The following is a 16,219-nucleotide window of genomic DNA, read 5'->3' on the forward strand; positions in this document are numbered from 1 at the left end:
GAATCGTTATCCGCGCTTGATCAACCGGGTGATCCTGTCCGTGGCGGGCTTCAATTCCTCGACTCTGAGGGCCATGAGCACGCCGAACGAGACCGCGATCCCGACCACCGTCTGCAGGAGAAGTTTCACCCAGGCATGGAAAGTAGGCCCGAACGAGTCAGGGACGACCTGCCCGGCGAGCCAGGCCGCGCCGACTCCGAGCACGCTCGCGACGACCGTGAAGAGGATCACCCCGAGAATCCGCTTGCTCCGGAGATTTCCGAGGGTCACCCACAGCCAAACCTGGCCGAGGATCGCGCCGACGACGAACGTGAGGCCGTTGACCATCATCACGCCGAGCACGATGTTGTCCGGCGACAGCAGCACGGGGCACAGGTAGAGCAGCGGCACCTTGACCACGGTCATCACGATCATGATCAGCACCGGCGTCCGCGCGTCCTTCATCGCGTAGAACACCCGCATCTGCAGCATGACCAGCGCGTACGGCAGCAGCGCGAACGCGCTGATCGCCAGTGCCTCACCCATCCGCGCCGCGTCCTCGACCCGGCCCTTGCCCAAGGTGAACAGGGCGATACCGACCGAACCGCCCACAACGGTCATCACCGCGGAGATCGGCAGGAGAGTCACCGTCGAGATTCGCGAAGCGTAGGAGAGGTCGCCGATCAGCTTCTTGTGGTCGCCGTCGGCCGCCGCGCGGCTCATCCTCGGCATGATCGCGGTCAGCAGCGACACCCCGATGACGCCGTACGGCAGCTGGAAGAGCAGCCACGCGTTGCTGTAGGCGGTCACACCGCCTTGCGAACCGCTGGTCAGCACGCGTGTCGTGATCGTGTAGCCGACCTGGCTGACCGCGACGTAGCCGACGGTCCACAGCGCGAGCCCGCCGAACTCCTTCATGCGCTTGTCGATGCCCCAGCGCCACTTGAACTTGAAACCGGACCGCAGCAGCGGCGGGATCAGCAGCACCGACTGCGCCACGATGCCCGCGGTCACGCCGACGCCGAGCGTCAGCAGTTTCGGGTCGGTGATCGACACCGGGTCGGTCGAGATGTTCCCCGGCATGATCCACACCACGAGGATCGTGAAGATCACGACCAGGTTGTTGATCACCGGCGCCCACGCCGTCGGGCCGAAGATGTTCTTCGCGTTCAGCACGGCCGAGAGCAGCGCGAACACGCCGTAGAAGAAGATCTGCGGCAACAGCAGATACGCGAACGCGGTGACCAGGTCGGGGTTCGCCTGTCCTTTGTCGTCCACGTAGAGCTTGGTGATCAGCGGTGCCGCGAAGACCGCGACCGTCGTCCCGACGACGAGCAGCGCGCCCGCTACGGTGACCAGCCGCTGCGTATAGGCCTCGCCGCCGTCCTTGTCGTCCTGCGACCGCACGAGCAGCGGGACCACGAGGCTGGACAGCACGCCGCCCATCAGCAGTTCGAAGATGATGTTCGGCATCGTGTTGGCGACGTTGAACGAGTCGTTCTCCACCTGGGCGCCGATGGCCGCGACCAGCAGCAGCTTCCACGCGAAGCCGGAGATCCGGCTGATCAGCGAGGCGATCGCCATCCGGCCGCTGGACTTCGCGATCGACGGCGCCTTCGCCGGGGCGGCGACGTCCTGTTCACCGGTCTCCCCCGGCCGCGGTTTGACCAGCGGCGCGTCCTTGATCGCAGGCATGACCTGCGTGGCGAGCTGGTCGTACGGGCGGAGGACGTCGGGGTCGGCGACCGGCCAGCGCGATCCCATCGGGACGCCGGGGGTGCGCGGGATGAACCGCGTCGCGTCGGGTTCGTCGCGCCGGTCCTGCTGCCAAGGGCGGACCGGTGGCGGCTGGCGGCGCCCGCGATGCGGCGGCGGCGGTGTCTGGTTGAGCGCCTGCGGCGCCGTCGGACGGCGCTGAGGTGGATTCTGGGGCGGTTCCTGGGACGGCTGCGGCAGCGGTTGCCCCGGCGGTGGCGGAATCTGCTGACGACGGGTCGGCGGAGGCGGCGTCGACTGCGCCGGGGGCGCGACGGGCGGAGGCGCCTTCCGCGGCGGTGCTTGGTTCGGCGGTGCTTGGTTCGGCGCTGCCTGGTTCGGGGGTGGCCTCAGCCTCCGCGTCTCGTCGTCGGTACGGCCCGCGCCACGCTGGCGGCGGCCGTCCACCGGCGGCTGCTGGGGAGGAGGCGGTGCCGCCCGCCGCGGCCGCTCGCCGCGTTCGGGCGGGGGGACCTGCTGCGGGGGCGGCTGACGGCGTTCCGCGCGTTCAGGGCGCCCTGAACGTTCCGGACGGCGCGCTGGGCCATCCGTGCGACGGGGCGGCGGCGGAGTACCTTCGCGCCGGGGACGGCCTGCACGCTCGGGCGGTACACCCGGCTCTCTTTCCAACGTGCGCCCAATCCTCGGTGCTCGACTACGTGATGCCCGGTGGCATCGTTCGGCCCAGGGTAATCGGCGACGGCCGGAAACACTTAAACCTGTGCGTCCTCGGTCACACGTGGGGCAGTTTCATTCGTCCGAGCGGCACGTGAGTCCTTGATCCTCCGGTAGATCCGGCGAGACGAGAGCAGCAGCAACGCGCCAGCCGCGGTGACGGTGATGATGATGGTGATCGCGCCGTACTCCGTGGAAGTCAGTTCGAACCGCGCGTCGGTGCCGAGTTTGGTCCCGTCGGGCGTGGTCAGGGTCACGTCGACGCTGAACCGGCCTGCTCGAAGCGCCTCGACCGGGAGCAGCTGGTTGACGGCGCCGTTGGCCGGGACGGTCCGCTCCGGGACCGCTTCGGTGGGACGCAGGCCCACGTTGTTCTTCAGCACGGTGCGGACGTTGACGCCGACAGGCAGGCCGTTGGTGATGTACGCCGGCAGCGGCGACGCGCCGGAAGCCAGCGCGATCGTCTGCTTCGGCCGTTCCACGGTCACCTGGCTGCGGATCGCTTCGAGGTCACCGCGGGCGTTGCCGGTGACGGTCCCGGCGTCCGCGCCGCGCCACGAGGTCGAGGCGGCCCGGATGAGGGCGAGCCGGACGGGGGCGATCACGTCGGCCGGCTTCACTCGTTTGGTGGAATCCATCGTCATCGCCGACGACAGGCCCAGCGTCTCGTTGTCGATCTGGGACATCTTCGCGGTGACGTCGCCACCGGTCGCGGCCGAAACGTCCTGCGGGTCGTAGTTGACCGACGCCGTCCCGGACGGGCTTTCGCCGAGCAGATCGGGCAACGGCGTCGACTTGATGAGGCCGACGGCGTAGAACTCACCCATCCGCTCCAGGAACGTGGTGAGGTCGGGACCGGTCGGGTCCCAGTGCCTCGGCGGCGCGATCAGCAGCTGTGCGCGCTCCTGCCCCGTGGTCTGCCCGCCGAGCCCGGCCCGGAAGGCGATCGCGCCGAGCCCGTTCTGGGTGCCGCCGGAGCCGTTCAGCGCGGACGCGATCAGCGTGTCGATCGGCTGCGCGCGGAGGTTCGTCCCTTCGAGCGAGACCCCACCCGAAAGCGGGGCATCGGACTGGAGCTTGCCCGAGTCGGTCAGCACGGTCTTGACGCCCGCCTTGCCGATCGCTTCGACGGTCTGCGAGTCGAGGGCGCCGCCGGGCCACAGCACACCGTCCTGCGGCTGGATGCCGAGCAGGTTCTTGATCGTCGCGGCGCCGCCGAGCGCACTGGCCAGGAGCGCGGTGTCGGTCGCGTCGCCGGCACGGACCTTCGTCAGCGCGGTGAGGTCGGCGTCGGCGAACGGGAGGGTGACCACGCACCGGCCCGCGACCAGCGCCTTCAGCTGGCCGAGCCAGTTCCTCGCGCTCTCGACGCCCTTGCCCGCGACGGGACCGCCGCCGGTGGCGACCTGGTAGCCGCGGGCCATCCCGTCCACGGTCGCGACCAGATCGGGGTCGATGGCCAGGCACAACGACGTCGAGACCTTCGTGTCGGCCTCGGCCGCCCGCGCGGCAGCGACCAGCGAGTCCAGCCGTCCGCCCGGGCTCAGTTCGCCCGCCAGCCGCTCGTCGGACAGGGTCAGCGGGCCGCCGAGCGGGGACGAGACGACGTGCACGGTGCTGTTCGCGATCGGCCACAGCAGACTCGCCGACGGCGGCGACGGCGGACGCGACCCCGGCGCCCTGCCGGGGACGCCGAGCACCGGCATCAGCAGGCTGACCGCGGCGAGCCGTTCCGGCCCGCCGAACTCCGGGGTGCCGTTGACGTTGACCAGCAGCGGGTACACACCGGGCTTGGAGAACTGGAGCTTCGAGGACTGGCCGAGCGGGACGATCAGGTTCAGCGCCGCGCTCCGCCCCGCTTCCAGGGTGCCCGGTTCGAGGTCGACGAACTCGGTCGCCGACTGGTCCTTGAACTTGCCACCGGCGAGCACGTCGCCGATCTGCTGCTCGCTCTGCAGCCGGGTGCCCTGCTGCAGCCGGACGCTCAGCTTGCTGATCGGCCGGTCGCCGACGTTGGTGACGCGGCCGGTGACGGTGAGCGACGTCGAGGTCGAGGTGATCACGCGGGGATTCAGCTGATCGAGGTCCACGCGCAGCCGGGGCTGCTCCTGCGCTTGCGCGACCGCGCCGAACAACGCGGGCAGAGCCAGGAACAGGATCGACAGGACAGTGGCGGCAAGCCGCTTCACTCAGGTGCTCCCTCGGCGGTGTGCTGTTGCGCGAAGAGTTCTTTCGCCTTCCGGACCAGCTTGCGCTCGTCGGAGTAGGCGAGAATGGTCTCCAGGTCGGTGAGCGGTACCCAGGCGACCTCGGTCACCTCGACATCTTCGTCCGAAAGTTCGCCGCCGGTGGATTCCAGGATGAAATGGTGCACCGTCTTGTGCACCCGTCGTCGCTCGGCCACGAACCAGTAGTCGATGGTGCCGAGGGGCTCGAGGACCCGCGCGGAGATGCCGGTCTCCTCCTTCACCTCGCGCACCGCGGTCTGTTCATACGTTTCATCGTCCTCGATGTGGCCCTTCGGCAGCGACCACAGCAGTCTGCCGTGCCGGTCGAGCCGCCCGATCAGCGCGGCGTTGGCCCGCTCGACGTCGACGACGAGGCCGCCGGCGGAGGTTTCGTCGACCGTGGTCAGCCGCCTTCCCCGCCTGCGCCTCCGCCGGCGGCCCGGCTTCGAAGCGCCGGAGCGGCCGGCTGATCCAGACATGCTGCGATGCTAGAGCAAACGGCGGTACGGGTACGCTGGCTCTCCGTGCCCGTGTTGGGCCGAGTCGTAGTAAGTACATCCAAATCGTGGTGGGATTGTCGTGAACAAGGTGGTCGCCGGGCAGGTGATTGCGGGGAAGAGCACTGCGATGCAGAACGCTGTGACGGAGCTGATGCGCGTCTCCCCGCTGGCGGACGAACTCGCGAAGCTCTTCGCCAAGGCGGGCTACAGCCTGTACCTGGTCGGCGGGAGCGTCCGCGACATGATGCTCGACAGGCTCTCGAGCGACCTCGACTTCACCACCGACGCGCGGCCGGACCAGGTGCTGAAGATCGTCGGCCCCTGGGGCGACGCGGTGTGGGACGTCGGCATCGCGTTCGGCACGGTCGGCGTGACCAAACAGGGCATGACCCTGGAGATCACCACGTTCCGCGCCGACAGCTACGACCGTGTCGGCCGCAACCCCGAGGTCACCTTCGGCGACAGCATCGAGGGCGACCTGCTCCGCCGCGACTTCACGGTCAACGCGATGGCGATCGACCTCGCGAGCCAGACCTTCGTCGACCCGTACGGCGGGCTACAGGCGCTGCAGGACCGGGTGCTCGACACGCCCGCGACCCCTCAGGAGTCCTTCGCCGACGACCCGCTGCGCATGCTGCGGGCCGCGCGGTTCTCCGCGCAGCTCGGGTTCACCGCGGCGCCGCGGGTGATCGACGCGATGACGTCGATGGCCGAGGAGATCGACCGGATCACCGCCGAGCGCGTCCAGGCCGAACTGTCGAAGCTGCTGCTCGCGGACGACCCCCGGCCCGGCATCGAGCTGCTGGTCGACACCCGCCTCGCCGACCGCGTGGTGCCCGAGGTGCCAGGTATGCGGCTGGCGATCGACGAGCACCACCAGCACAAGGACGTCTTTCAGCACTCGCTGACCGTCCTCGCGCAGGCGATCGACCTGGAGAAGTCTCACGAACCGACGTCGGAGCCGGATCTGATCCTGCGGCTCGCGGCGCTCCTGCACGACGTCGGCAAGCCCGCGACTCGCGAATTTCAGCCCGGCGGTGGCGTGAGCTTCCACCATCACGAGGTCGTCGGCGCGAAGATGGCCCGCAAGCGTTTGCGTGCACTGAAGTTCTCCAAGGAGATCGTCCAGGACGTCAGCCAGCTCGTGTTCCTGCACCTGCGGTTCCACGGGTACGGCAAGGGTGAGTGGACGGATTCGGCGGTGCGGCGCTACGTCACCGACGCCGGCGACCTGCTGCCCCGGCTGCACAAGCTGGTGCGCGCCGACTGCACCACGCGCAACCGGAAGAAGGCGGCCGCGCTGCAGGCGACCTACGACGACCTCGAGCGGCGGATCGAGACGATCCAGGCGCAGGAGGACCTCGACCGGGTCCGGCCCGATCTCAACGGCGAGGAGATCATGCGGATCCTCGACCTCAAACCGGGGCCGGACGTCGGCAAGGCGTGGAAGTACCTGAAGGAACTGCGGCTCGACCGCGGTCCGCTGGAGCACGACGACGCCGTGGCCGAGTTGAAGAAGTGGGCCACCGAGAACGGCCTCGGGAACTGAGGTCAGGTCGCGACGGCGTCCACATCGGTCAACAGTTGCCGCCAGCTGGAGAGCTTGCTGACCGGGCCGTGCCTGTCGAGTCGTTCCAGAAGTTGTCTCCGGTGCTGATTGAACCGTTTGGCGTCACGGTCGCGTCGTCTGCCAGTCGATTCAGCCGCGGCGATCAAGGCGGACCGCAGGAGTTCTTTGGGGTCGGCGACCTTCTCGACCTCATGGATTTTCGGGAGTCCAAGAGTGGCCTTCCCACGCGAGTCCCCATCAGCCGACCAGATCCATGGGAAGCTTGAACTGGACTCCGGGTGGAGCGGTCGCGTAAACGACCCGATCGGCGTCTGTGGCCACTACCGCGGCTTCCCTGGCTCGCCATGTCCTGGCGAGTGGAAGTAACGAGAGCGCCCTCGTAGTACTTCCATCAGGCGCGGTCTGGAGTCGGTTGTCCGCGACCAAGATGTCTTCACAGCTGCATAATTGGACCACTCCAGGCGAATGGGTGTTGATGATGACCTGTCGGAACGGGTTGTTGGCGTCCGGTGGTTCGTCTGGGTCAACGGCAAGGTCACGGACCAGGTCGAGCATCGCCTTCAGGTTGGCCGGATGTATCCCGTTCTCCGGCTCCTCCATACAGATGAGCCCGGTCACTGTGGGATCTTCGAGTAGTACGCACAGCGCGAGAAAATGCAGAGTGCCCTCTGAGAGCGCGCGTGCTGGAAGCCTGAGCCCGCCACGTTCCTCGCGAGGAACAGCGTAATTACCTCTCGAACCTGGTCAGGTTCCACAGAGAGGCTTTCGACGCCAAGGTCGGCGAGCCGACCGGCGACCCGCGCGTAAACAGCGTCCGCGTCTGGTGCGACTTCGTTGCTCACGTTGTCCTGGGCAATCCGGAAGAGCGCGGCCGCGAGGTGGCGGCCATCGGAGCCGAGTGAACGAGGGGCGGTGAATCCGTCCGGTGTACGAAGCGCGGAAGGCTCGAGGGCAAGCCTTCGCCAGCTCTGCATTTCGCGGCGCGCGACGAGAATTGTCGGGTGGTCGTTCGTCGTGATGGTGCTCAAGACAGTTCTGCCCGTCCGTGCTGCGGCGCGTGGTCGGGGCCTGCCTGAGCTCCCGCCGTCACCGTGCACGTTGATCACCAGGCCACTCTCCTGAACGCCCGTCGAAAGGTACGGCCCACCGCTCCGTCGTCCCAGCAGCACGGCATTACGGAACCTCTTGACGCTGTGATTGAACTTCAGATGTTCAGCCGCTTCACCTCGGTTGATGTGAACGAGCTTCTCGGACAGCAGGGCAAGCCGCCCGACGCTTGCTTCACCGTCCGGACGGGTGTAGCCGAGTCCGAGTTCATATCGAAGGAACGTCGTGGTCGCAGGTGCGGGTGAGCCGAGATCGTCTTCGACTGTCGCCGGAACGATCATCTCGACCGCGATATGGATCTCACGCTCGTGGTCGCCGTAGCCGTCCCAGAACAGATCTCGTGGGTCGCCGCTCCGTCCGTCGGCAGGGCCGCGTATCTGCTGAGCTGCTTCCATCAGGGTGCCGGACGCCAGGTGCGACAGAAAGTCGATAACGTCGGACAGGTTGGACTTGCCGATCCCGTTCGCTCCCGCGATGCAGGTGAACGGACCGAAGTCGACCCTTACGTCCAGCAGGTTCTTGAACCCCTGTACCTCCAGCCTGGTGAGTATGAAGTCAGGCTAGCGTGGCGACGAGTCGATTCAGCGGAACGTGGCGTCGGTGAAGGTGACTTCGATGCGCTCGAGGTCGCCGTTTCGTCACGGATTTCCACGTCGATCGAGTGAGATAACTCCGTTGGGCCCTGGCTCGTTGTGCCGTTAGCCGACATACTCGCGCCGGTGCTCCGGGCAGGGGGAAGATCCATGGCGAAGCGGCCGACCAGTTTTCTGGTGATGTTGCTGCGTCGCGGCGCGCCCGCGCTGGCCACGGCGACAAGTGAGCTGTCCGACGAGGTCGGCGATCCGACGCCGATGCGCGCGTTGCGGCGGATCCAGAAGATGTCCGGGCCCGTCGACACGACCTATCGCGACAATCTCCTGTTGCGCGCTGCCCGATATGTCGCACTCGTTCCGTTGGTCTACCGGCTCTTCGCGGTGCCCGGCGCGTTCGGGGTCTACGTCTCCACGCACGGCATGATCGGGATCGGCCCGGTCGGGCTGGTGGCACTCGGATCGGTCGCGCTGTCGCTGTACGGGATCCGGTGGATGCTGCGTTCGGCGCCGTTCCGGCCGCAGCACGCCGTCCGGTTGCTGGCCCTCGACCTGGTGTTCACGCTGCTCGCGCCACTGGCCGTCGGCGCGCTCGTACCGGCTTCGGTGTTCGCCGAGGCGATGGCGGTGCCCGGGAAGCACCTGCTCGGCGAGGTCGCGCTGCTGGCGCTGGCGCTGGGGATGCCCGCCGCCGTGGGGCTGGCACTCGCCAGCTTCCCGGTCCGGATGCTCGCGTCCCTGCTCGGCACCGGCAAGGCCGCGCCCGGTGACGCCATGGCCACCTTCCCGTCGATCGTCGGCGTGCTCTTCACCGCGACCGGCGCGCTCGTCCTGATCGGGCTCGGCACCAGGCTCGCCCTCGCGTACGGCATCCGCAACGGCCGGACCGCCGAACGCGCCCGCCAGCACCGGATACTGCACGACTCCGTGCTGCAGACCCTCGAAGCGATCGCGCTGGCCGGCAAAGGCGACCCGGCGGCGCGGCTCGCCGAGGTGCAGCGGCTGGCGCGGGCGCAGTCGATGGAACTGCGGCGGACGATCGAGAGCGAGACTTCGGAACGGTCGGAGGCCGGGTCGCGGCCGCTGGGAGAGAAGCTCGCGTCACTGGCGGCGGAAATGGCACGGGACGGGCTGCGTGCCCAGCTCGTGATCGCCGAACTCGACGACGACACCCTCTCGGAGGTCCGGCAGATCGCCATCCGCGACGCCGTCCGCGAGTCGCTGCGAAACACCCTCAAGCACGCGGGGACGGACAAGGTCGTCGTGCGCGTCGAGGAGCAGGAAGGCGGCATCACGGTGATCACCCGCGATCACGGCGCGGGCTTCAGCCTCGACTCCCGGCCCGCCGGCTTCGGGATCAGCGAGTCCATCACCGCCCGGCTGAACGAGGTCGGCGGGACCGCCAGGGTGGAGTCCGCTCCGGGCAATGGCACCAGAGTCACCCTCTGGGTGCCGTTCTGACGGTAAACAGGAGAGCATGAAGAAAACGGACGTCTTGGCCAAAGCGCTCACCGCGTACCGCGACGGTGACCGGGCCATGGCAGCGGACCTCGCCGAGCGTGCCGGGTCCACGCTCGGCATCGAACTGCACCGGTACCTGACCGAAGGTGGCTGCGAAGGTGTTTACGACCAGCCCGCCGCGTTCACGGCGTTCATCCGCGGCGGGGGGAACGTCAAGCTCTACCGCACGCTCAGCGCCATGCTCGCCAAGCGCTATGGCAGTGTCGGTTCGCTGCTCGACCTCGGCTGCGGCGACGGGCTCGCCGTCGTCCCCGCGCTCGAACAGGCCGACCGGCAGCCCGGCCGGATCGACCTCGTCGAGCCGTCGAGCGCCCTGCTCGCCGAAACACGCAAGCACCTCGACGGCACACACGGCCTGCACACCTGGGGCGCCACCGCGCAGGAATTCCTCGCCCGCGACGACGACCGGCAGTGGCAACTGACGCAGTCGACCTTCGCGCTCCAATCGATCCCCACCGCCGAGCGCACCGAAGTCCTACGGGCGCTCCGGCCCCGCACCGCCTGCCTGGTACTCGCCGAATTCGACGTGCCCGAGTACGACGAAGACTCCGCCGAGTACCTGCTCTCGCTGGTCACGCGCTACGAACGCGGGATCTCGGAGTACGGCAAGGGCGCGTCGCTGGTGGCGCAGGGATTCCTGCTCCCGATCCTGCTGGGCTTGGTCAAACCGGGAGCGGACCGGACGAACTGGGAGCAGCCCGCCACCGATTGGGCTTCGCAGCTCAAGGAAGCGGGTTTCACCGGGATCCGGATCGAACCGCTGGCGGACTACTGGTGGTCCCCCGCCGTGCTGATCACCGCGTCCTGAGTTCGGCTCCCTCGGGGGAGATGGGGATCTTTGTTTTCCTCGCTCGAAACCCCCCGTTGTCGAGGACGGCCGCGCGGCTCGCCGGCCATCGTGACGTCCTCGCCGAGGGTGCCGATGAGCTGATGCGACGACACCGGTGTGCGACGCGGGTGCGTACATGAAGGCCCCCTTCTTCGCGCCAGGCTGATCAGCGCTGGCGGGAATCCGGACTTGTCATCGCTAGTGCCTGCAAAGGGCCGAGCGGGGAAGGCATGTCCCTGAACCCCTGTTGATCAAGCTCCGCAACCGGTGTGAACCCGCGACGATGGAGGAATGGAAACACTCAACGTCCCCATTCCTTCATCGTCAGCCCGGGCGGCGACACCGCGCGGGTCGACCCGACCGTCACTGGACCCGCGACAGCGCGCCGGTTTCGAGATGCTGGGCGATCGGCCGGGGCAGCACGTAGGCCACGGCCCCGCCCGGTGTCCCGTTCCACGGCGCGGTGATCCCGGTGACCACGCGCAGCGGCCGTTGGACGCGGTACAGGCGGCGTTCCCGTTCGCGTTCCGCGGCCAGCGACGTCTCGACGAACCGCGACGGCTCGGCGTGCACGAGGTTGCCGGTCTCGTTCCCGAACCGCTGCACGGTGGTGCCCGCCGTCAGCACGATGACCCGCTTGCGCCGGAAGAAGTTCAGCGGCGGCTCGCCCCGCAGCGGCAGGATCGGCCAGTCGGCCGGGTTGTCGGCCTCCTCGTTCGCGCCCACCGCGGTTCGTGCCGGGTACAGCAGCAGGGTGCCGAGAAAGAACCTCGCCGCCTCTTCGAGCTTGGCGAACGCCACCGGCTCGTCCGCCGGAGGCCGCGACACCTCCCAGCCGTTCGCGGCGCGGCGCAGGGTCCAGAGCCCCGGCTCCGGTACCGCGTTCGCGCCGATCCGGTAGGCCGTCGGCGCGATCCCGTGCTCGGCCAGCCGCTGGTAGAGCACGTCCAGCACCTCACCGGCCCGGACGTCGCGGCCGGGCTCGCCGTCACGTTCGACGCGGGTGCGGACGCTGTCGTCCGGCAGATCCGCGTCGGTCTGCGGCGGACGTGGTTTGCCGACGATCTCCGCTTCGGCGGTCGCCCGCACCAGTTCGCCGACCAGCGGCGGCCGGAATCCGGCGCCCCTGATGTGCTCGATCAGCTCCGGTTCCGGCGGCACGCCGTATTTCCGCAGATAGTGCGGGACGGCCGCGGGCCAGATCCAGACGCCGTCGGTGTGGAAGGCGTTCGGCACGTCCGGCGGGCCGTTCGGGGTGAAGATGTCGGGCTGCGGACCCGGCCGGGACACCGCCACCGGTGAGCGGAAGAGGTAGTCCAGCACGCCGCGGACCTGGTCCGGCGGCACGGGCGGCCGGTTGACGACCGGGCGTTCGCCTTCGTTGTGCGCGTCGACGATCTTCGCGTGCCGGAACGCCACGTCCAGCGGCAGCCCGGCCTTGGCCGCGAGCCAGGCCGGGACGTGCTTGTGGTCGCGCGGGAAGATCGCGAGTTCGGTCGCGTACGCGCGTGGCGTCGGCTTCCCGCCTTCGTTCGGCGCGAGCCGCCAGGTCGGTTCCTGCTCGGCGTCGAAGTCGAAGTCGAAGTGCGACTCCGAGTCCAGCGTGAAGGTGCCCTGGAACCAGGTGCCGGTCTCGGGGTGGTGCATCGCCGCGCGCAGCCGCACGAACAGCGAGCCGAGTTCCGGCGGGGCCGCGATCGACACCGACACCGGGCCGGTGCCCTCGTCGCCGACCGAGCGGACCTCGAGTTCGGCGTAGTCGCCGATCTGCCGGAACTGAGCGCCGACCCGCTGCCAGCCCGGCGGCAGCACCCGCAGCAGCGTCCGGCCGATGGCGCGCAGCAGCGGAGGCTGGTCGCCGACGCCGTTCTCCGGCCGGGCGTCCTGCGTCTCGACGAAGTCGTGCCTGGTCTGCCACAACGCCGTCAGCCGCGACGGAGCGGCCGTGGTCGAGAAGTCCGTCAGGCCCAGTTCGGCGGCGCGGGCCGCGTCCTCGCCCGCCCAGCGCAAGGTCAGCTCACCGCCGCCGGTGTGCGGCGCGATCAGGAAGTGCTCGTCGTCGAACCGGCCGTGTGTCTGCAGGCTGAAGGTCGCGCCGACCTCGCCGTTCAGCACGACCCTCGCCGGGCGCCCGTTCCAGTCGCGGTCAAAGCCTTCAGGCGCCGTCTCCCCCGGCGGCGCGATGAGCAGCAGTGTGCCGTCTTCGGTCGACCGCTGGGCCGCGAAGACGGTTTCCCCCCATACGGCGTACAGGCCATCCGGCCGCTCCGCCGCTTGAACCCGGTAACGCACGATGTGTCCTCCCCAATTCCCCAAACCGGAGGTAAATCTAGTGGGCCGGGTAGCGGGCGTACCACCGGTCGTCACCCGGCGCGTTCCCGCCGAATTCCGCGAGCGCGTCGTCCGCCAGCCGTCCGATCACCTCCGCCAGCTCCAGCTTCGCGAGCCAGCTCGGCTCGAGCTCTTCCACCCCGTACATCGCGCCGACGAGGTTCCCGCAGACCGATCCGGTCGAGTCGCTGTCACCGCTGTGGTTCACCGACGCGAGCAGCGCGGTGTTGGGGTCCGTGGTGGCCAGTGCCACGTAGACCGACATCGAGAGCGCGGTTTCGCCGATGTTCCCCTGTCCGAGCGTCTCGAGCCTCTCCGGTGTCGGGGCCCCCTTCTCGGCCAGGGCGAGTGCCTGGTCCAGTGCGACGCTCTGCTCCTCGTGCCCCTGGTACTTCTCCAGTTCGACACGGGCGTTCGCGACGGCGTCGAGCAGGGGTTTCCCGCGCAGCAGTTCGTGCACGATCACCGCGAAAGCACCCGACGAGAGATACCCACTCGGGTGACCGTGCGTCAGTGCCGCGCTCTCGGCACCGAGCCGGAAGACCTCCACGAGGTCGTCCGACCACAGGGCGACCGGCGCCGCGCGCATGACACCGCCGCAGCCCTTCGAGTTGTTCACTGGCTTGTCCATGCCGCCACGCACGCCTGTCTTGCCGTACGCCTCCAGCTCGCTGAAGCAGGTCAGGCCGGGCGCGCGACGGCTGAACAGTTCGCGGTTCGTGATCAGCCAGCCGTCCGGTTCCAGGCTCGTGTCGTGCGGGCCGCGCGCCCGTTCCCACGAGACGCCCTGGGTGTGCAGCCAGCGCTGGTAGGCCTGCTGGAGCGACTGCTCGACGGGCACGGCACCGGCGTGGGCGTGCGCCCTGATCAGGCCTTCCAGGGTGAACAGCGTCATCTGGGTGTCGTCGGTGATCCGCCCGATCCCGCCGTACGCGGGGATGAGGTCGGTGATCCCGGCGGGACCGGCGATCTCCCGGATGCGGTCGATCGAATCGAATTCGGTCTTCGCACCGAGCGCGTCGCCGATCGCCCCGGCGAACAGGCTGCCGCGCAGCCGCGAACCGGTCGCCGGATTCTGAAGCCAGTCGCGCATTTCTCTACTGCTCTCCTCGTGGATACCGGTTCGCGTCCCAGCGGCGCCGCTCTTCGGGCTCGCGGGGCAGACCGAACCGGTTGAAGTAGTAATAGGCGTCGCCCGCCATGGCGTCGACGACGCCGAGGTCGGGATACGCGGCGAGCCAGGACTCCGGCAGACCGGGCACGGTGAGCCTGGCACCCACCATCGCCCCGGTCAGCGCGCCGGTCACCGTGCCGCCTCGGGCGGCCAGTGCCAGCGCCGCCTCGGGGTCGTGGCCCCGTTTGGCGGCGGCGAACAACGCCCTGCCCAGCACCGAAAGCGGCGTGCGGCCGTCCCCGATGCTGTCGAACTGTTCGACGTCCTCGCCGTCGAGGTCGTTCCTGAGGTCGAGCACGGTCTTGACCAGGTCGCCGACCTCACCGCTGTACTCGTCGAAGCCTTCGAGGAAGTTCGCCACCGCCGGCTCGCCGTTCCGGGCCGCGAGCTGGGCGCGGAACACGTTCACCAGCAGTTCGGCGCCGTGGACGACCTCGTGCCCGGCCGCGGAACCGACCAGCTCACGGACCACCTTCATCGCGTAAAAGGCGTTGTCGGCGGGACCTTCCACGCCACCGGTCACCGTCGCTGCCAGTGCGGTCGCCAGCATGGCCGAGAACTCGGCGGGGGCCGGGCCCGCGCCTTCGGTGGCCTTGGCGACCCAGCCGTCCGGCCGCCCGCCCGCGGGCAGCGACGCCGGGATCTCGGCCTTGTCCGGGGTCGGGTCCAGGCCGCGGAGCACGGACTCGGTGTGGAACAGCAGTTGCCGGGTCAGCCCGCCGAGCGGCAGCCCGTCCGCCGGGTCCGCGCCCGAGCCGAGCGCGTCTCCGAGCGCGAAGCCCACGTACGCGCCGAGAAGCCGCGGGTATGCGAAGCTGCCGACGGGGATCGTCGGGTTGTAGAACTTCCCGAAAGTCCAGGCGGCCGGGCGCGGTTCGCCGTTGTCGTAAAAGTGCGTGACCAGGCCGTTGGCGAACAGGTCTTCGGGCAGTTCCGGCAGCGGACGGCCGTCGTACTTCGCCCGGGAGCGCTCGAACGACAGCGTCGCGCCACGGACGTAGCGGGCGAGCTCGTCGGTACTCAGGGGGTAGCCGTTGTCCCTGGCCTGGTCGACGAGGCTGCGCAGGTTCGCGGTGGCGGCGCCGTCGTACTCCCCGCTGAAGTAAGCGGGACGCCCGACGGACTCCGGGCGCTCGGTCCCTTTCGGGAGTTCGAGGTCGGCGACCTGCCGCAGGGTCTCCGGATAGACGTTGAAGGTCCCCGGCCTGCCAGGGTTGACCAGCAGGCCGACCCCGGGGGTGTCCTTGGCCCGGCGCAGCAGCACGCGGGGCTGGATTCGCTGCCAGACCGTGTACTCCGACGGGACCTGTGCCTCGGAGGTGTAGACGACGAACCTCGCGCCCGCGTCACCGAAGTCGCGGACCTGCAGGTGGCCGTCCTTCGCCGGAGCCAGCACGTCGAGGTCGAGCATCCAGTGGACGAACTCCTCCGGAGTGATCCACTCGACGCGAAGGTAGCCCAGCAGCGTCTCGACATCGCTTTCCGGCTTCGGCCGCCCGGAGAACCGTGGTCCTGGCCGGTGCTCCGGGTTCGCGCGGACCGCGCCGGTCGGCTCGCCGAACAGCGTGTGCTGCTCCCAGCGCAGGATCGCCGCCTTCGGAACGGGCAGGCCGGGGACCGCGGCCGGATCGAATTCGGGATCGACGACCTCGGTCCATCGGGTGAACGCGTCGTCGTCACCGTCGCCGCCGGCCGCCGAAACGGCCATCAGCTCCAGGTCGAGCCGAATCTCGCCGCCGTCGTCCGGGACGAACGCGACCGGGCTGGGGAACAGGCCCGCGCCGGGGTCGGTCCCGTCGAGCCAGCCGACGGTGTTGTAGGTGACGTTCCAGCCTTCGGTCGCGCGCACGACGTACTCGCGGCGGATCCGCAACGCGCCGGTCCCCTCCGCACCGCGGCCTGCCAGCCACTCTTCGACACGGCTGACGGCTTCCTCTTCGTTCATCGTCCCCATTCCAGT

At 69.0% G+C, this 16,219-nt stretch carries 11 protein-coding genes; 3 read left to right on the forward strand and 8 right to left on the reverse strand.

Features of this window, described 5'->3' with window-relative positions; all coding sequences use genetic code 11:
- Nucleotides 1–6 precede the first annotated feature (6 nt).
- From murJ to ACM6LU_RS06045, 3 genes are all read right to left on the reverse strand, one after another.
- Nucleotides 7–2,142: a murein biosynthesis integral membrane protein MurJ gene (gene murJ, locus ACM6LU_RS06035; protein ID WP_414936534.1), complete on the reverse strand. Its 2,136-nt coding sequence runs from the start codon at nt 2,140–2,142 to the stop codon at nt 7–9.
- A gap of 305 nt (nt 2,143–2,447) precedes the next feature.
- Entirely contained in the window at nt 2,448–4,598 is a 2,151-nt protein-coding gene (locus ACM6LU_RS06040) for a DUF6049 family protein (RefSeq protein WP_414936535.1), read from the reverse strand.
- A complete protein-coding gene (locus tag ACM6LU_RS06045; protein WP_414936536.1) occupies nt 4,595–5,116 on the reverse strand; it encodes an NUDIX hydrolase in 522 nt (173 codons plus the stop codon). Before ACM6LU_RS06045 ends, ACM6LU_RS06040 begins: the two co-directional genes overlap by 4 nt.
- Nucleotides 5,117–5,264: 148 nt before the next feature.
- On the opposite strand from ACM6LU_RS06045, the gene ACM6LU_RS06050 reads away from it, so the two are divergent.
- Entirely contained in the window at nt 5,265–6,686 is a 1,422-nt protein-coding gene (locus ACM6LU_RS06050) for a CCA tRNA nucleotidyltransferase (protein WP_414936537.1), read from the forward strand.
- Between the two features lie 258 nt (nt 6,687–6,944).
- On the opposite strand, the gene ACM6LU_RS06055 is transcribed toward ACM6LU_RS06050, so the two are convergent.
- Together ACM6LU_RS06055 and ACM6LU_RS06060 are read right to left on the reverse strand one after the other, a co-directional pair.
- Nucleotides 6,945–7,367 carry an AAA family ATPase gene (locus tag ACM6LU_RS06055; protein ID WP_414937102.1) on the reverse strand — a complete coding sequence of 141 codons (423 nt, stop codon included), beginning with the start codon at nt 7,365–7,367 and terminating at the stop codon, nt 6,945–6,947.
- Nucleotides 7,322–8,209 (reverse strand): hypothetical protein, encoded by an 888-nt coding sequence (locus ACM6LU_RS06060; protein WP_414936538.1) that lies wholly within the window; start codon nt 8,207–8,209, stop codon nt 7,322–7,324. Before ACM6LU_RS06060 ends, ACM6LU_RS06055 begins: the two co-directional genes overlap by 46 nt.
- Before the next feature lie 348 nt (nt 8,210–8,557).
- Between ACM6LU_RS06060 and ACM6LU_RS06065 the strand changes: the two genes are divergently transcribed.
- Nucleotides 8,558–9,865, forward strand: coding sequence for a sensor histidine kinase (locus ACM6LU_RS06065; protein WP_414936539.1), 1,308 nt, complete (start codon nt 8,558–8,560; stop codon nt 9,863–9,865).
- 16 nt (nt 9,866–9,881) lie between these two features.
- Nucleotides 9,882–10,733 carry a class I SAM-dependent methyltransferase gene (locus ACM6LU_RS06070; protein WP_414936540.1) on the forward strand — a complete coding sequence of 284 codons (852 nt, stop codon included), beginning with the start codon at nt 9,882–9,884 and terminating at the stop codon, nt 10,731–10,733.
- A gap of 384 nt (nt 10,734–11,117) precedes the next feature.
- On the opposite strand, the gene ACM6LU_RS06075 is transcribed toward ACM6LU_RS06070, so the two are convergent.
- The 3 genes from ACM6LU_RS06075 to ACM6LU_RS06085 are packed head-to-tail and all read right to left on the reverse strand — an operon-like array spanning nt 11,118 to nt 16,204.
- The gene (locus ACM6LU_RS06075) at nt 11,118–13,046 is read right to left on the reverse strand and encodes a TNT domain-containing protein (protein WP_414936541.1); all 1,929 of its coding nucleotides are present in this window, start codon (nt 13,044–13,046) and stop codon (nt 11,118–11,120) included.
- 37 nt (nt 13,047–13,083) lie between these two features.
- Complete coding sequence (locus ACM6LU_RS06080) at nt 13,084–14,178, reverse strand: ADP-ribosylglycohydrolase family protein (protein WP_414936542.1); 1,095 nt, start codon at nt 14,176–14,178, stop codon at nt 13,084–13,086.
- Between the two features lie 4 nt (nt 14,179–14,182).
- Nucleotides 14,183–16,204, reverse strand: a complete 2,022-nt coding sequence (locus tag ACM6LU_RS06085) for a YrhB domain-containing protein (RefSeq protein WP_414936543.1) — start codon at nt 16,202–16,204, stop codon at nt 14,183–14,185.
- Nucleotides 16,205–16,219: the final 15 nt, after the last annotated feature.

This window comes from Amycolatopsis sp. cmx-11-51, assembly GCF_047608665.1.
Lineage (GTDB): Bacteria > Actinomycetota > Actinomycetes > Mycobacteriales > Pseudonocardiaceae > Amycolatopsis.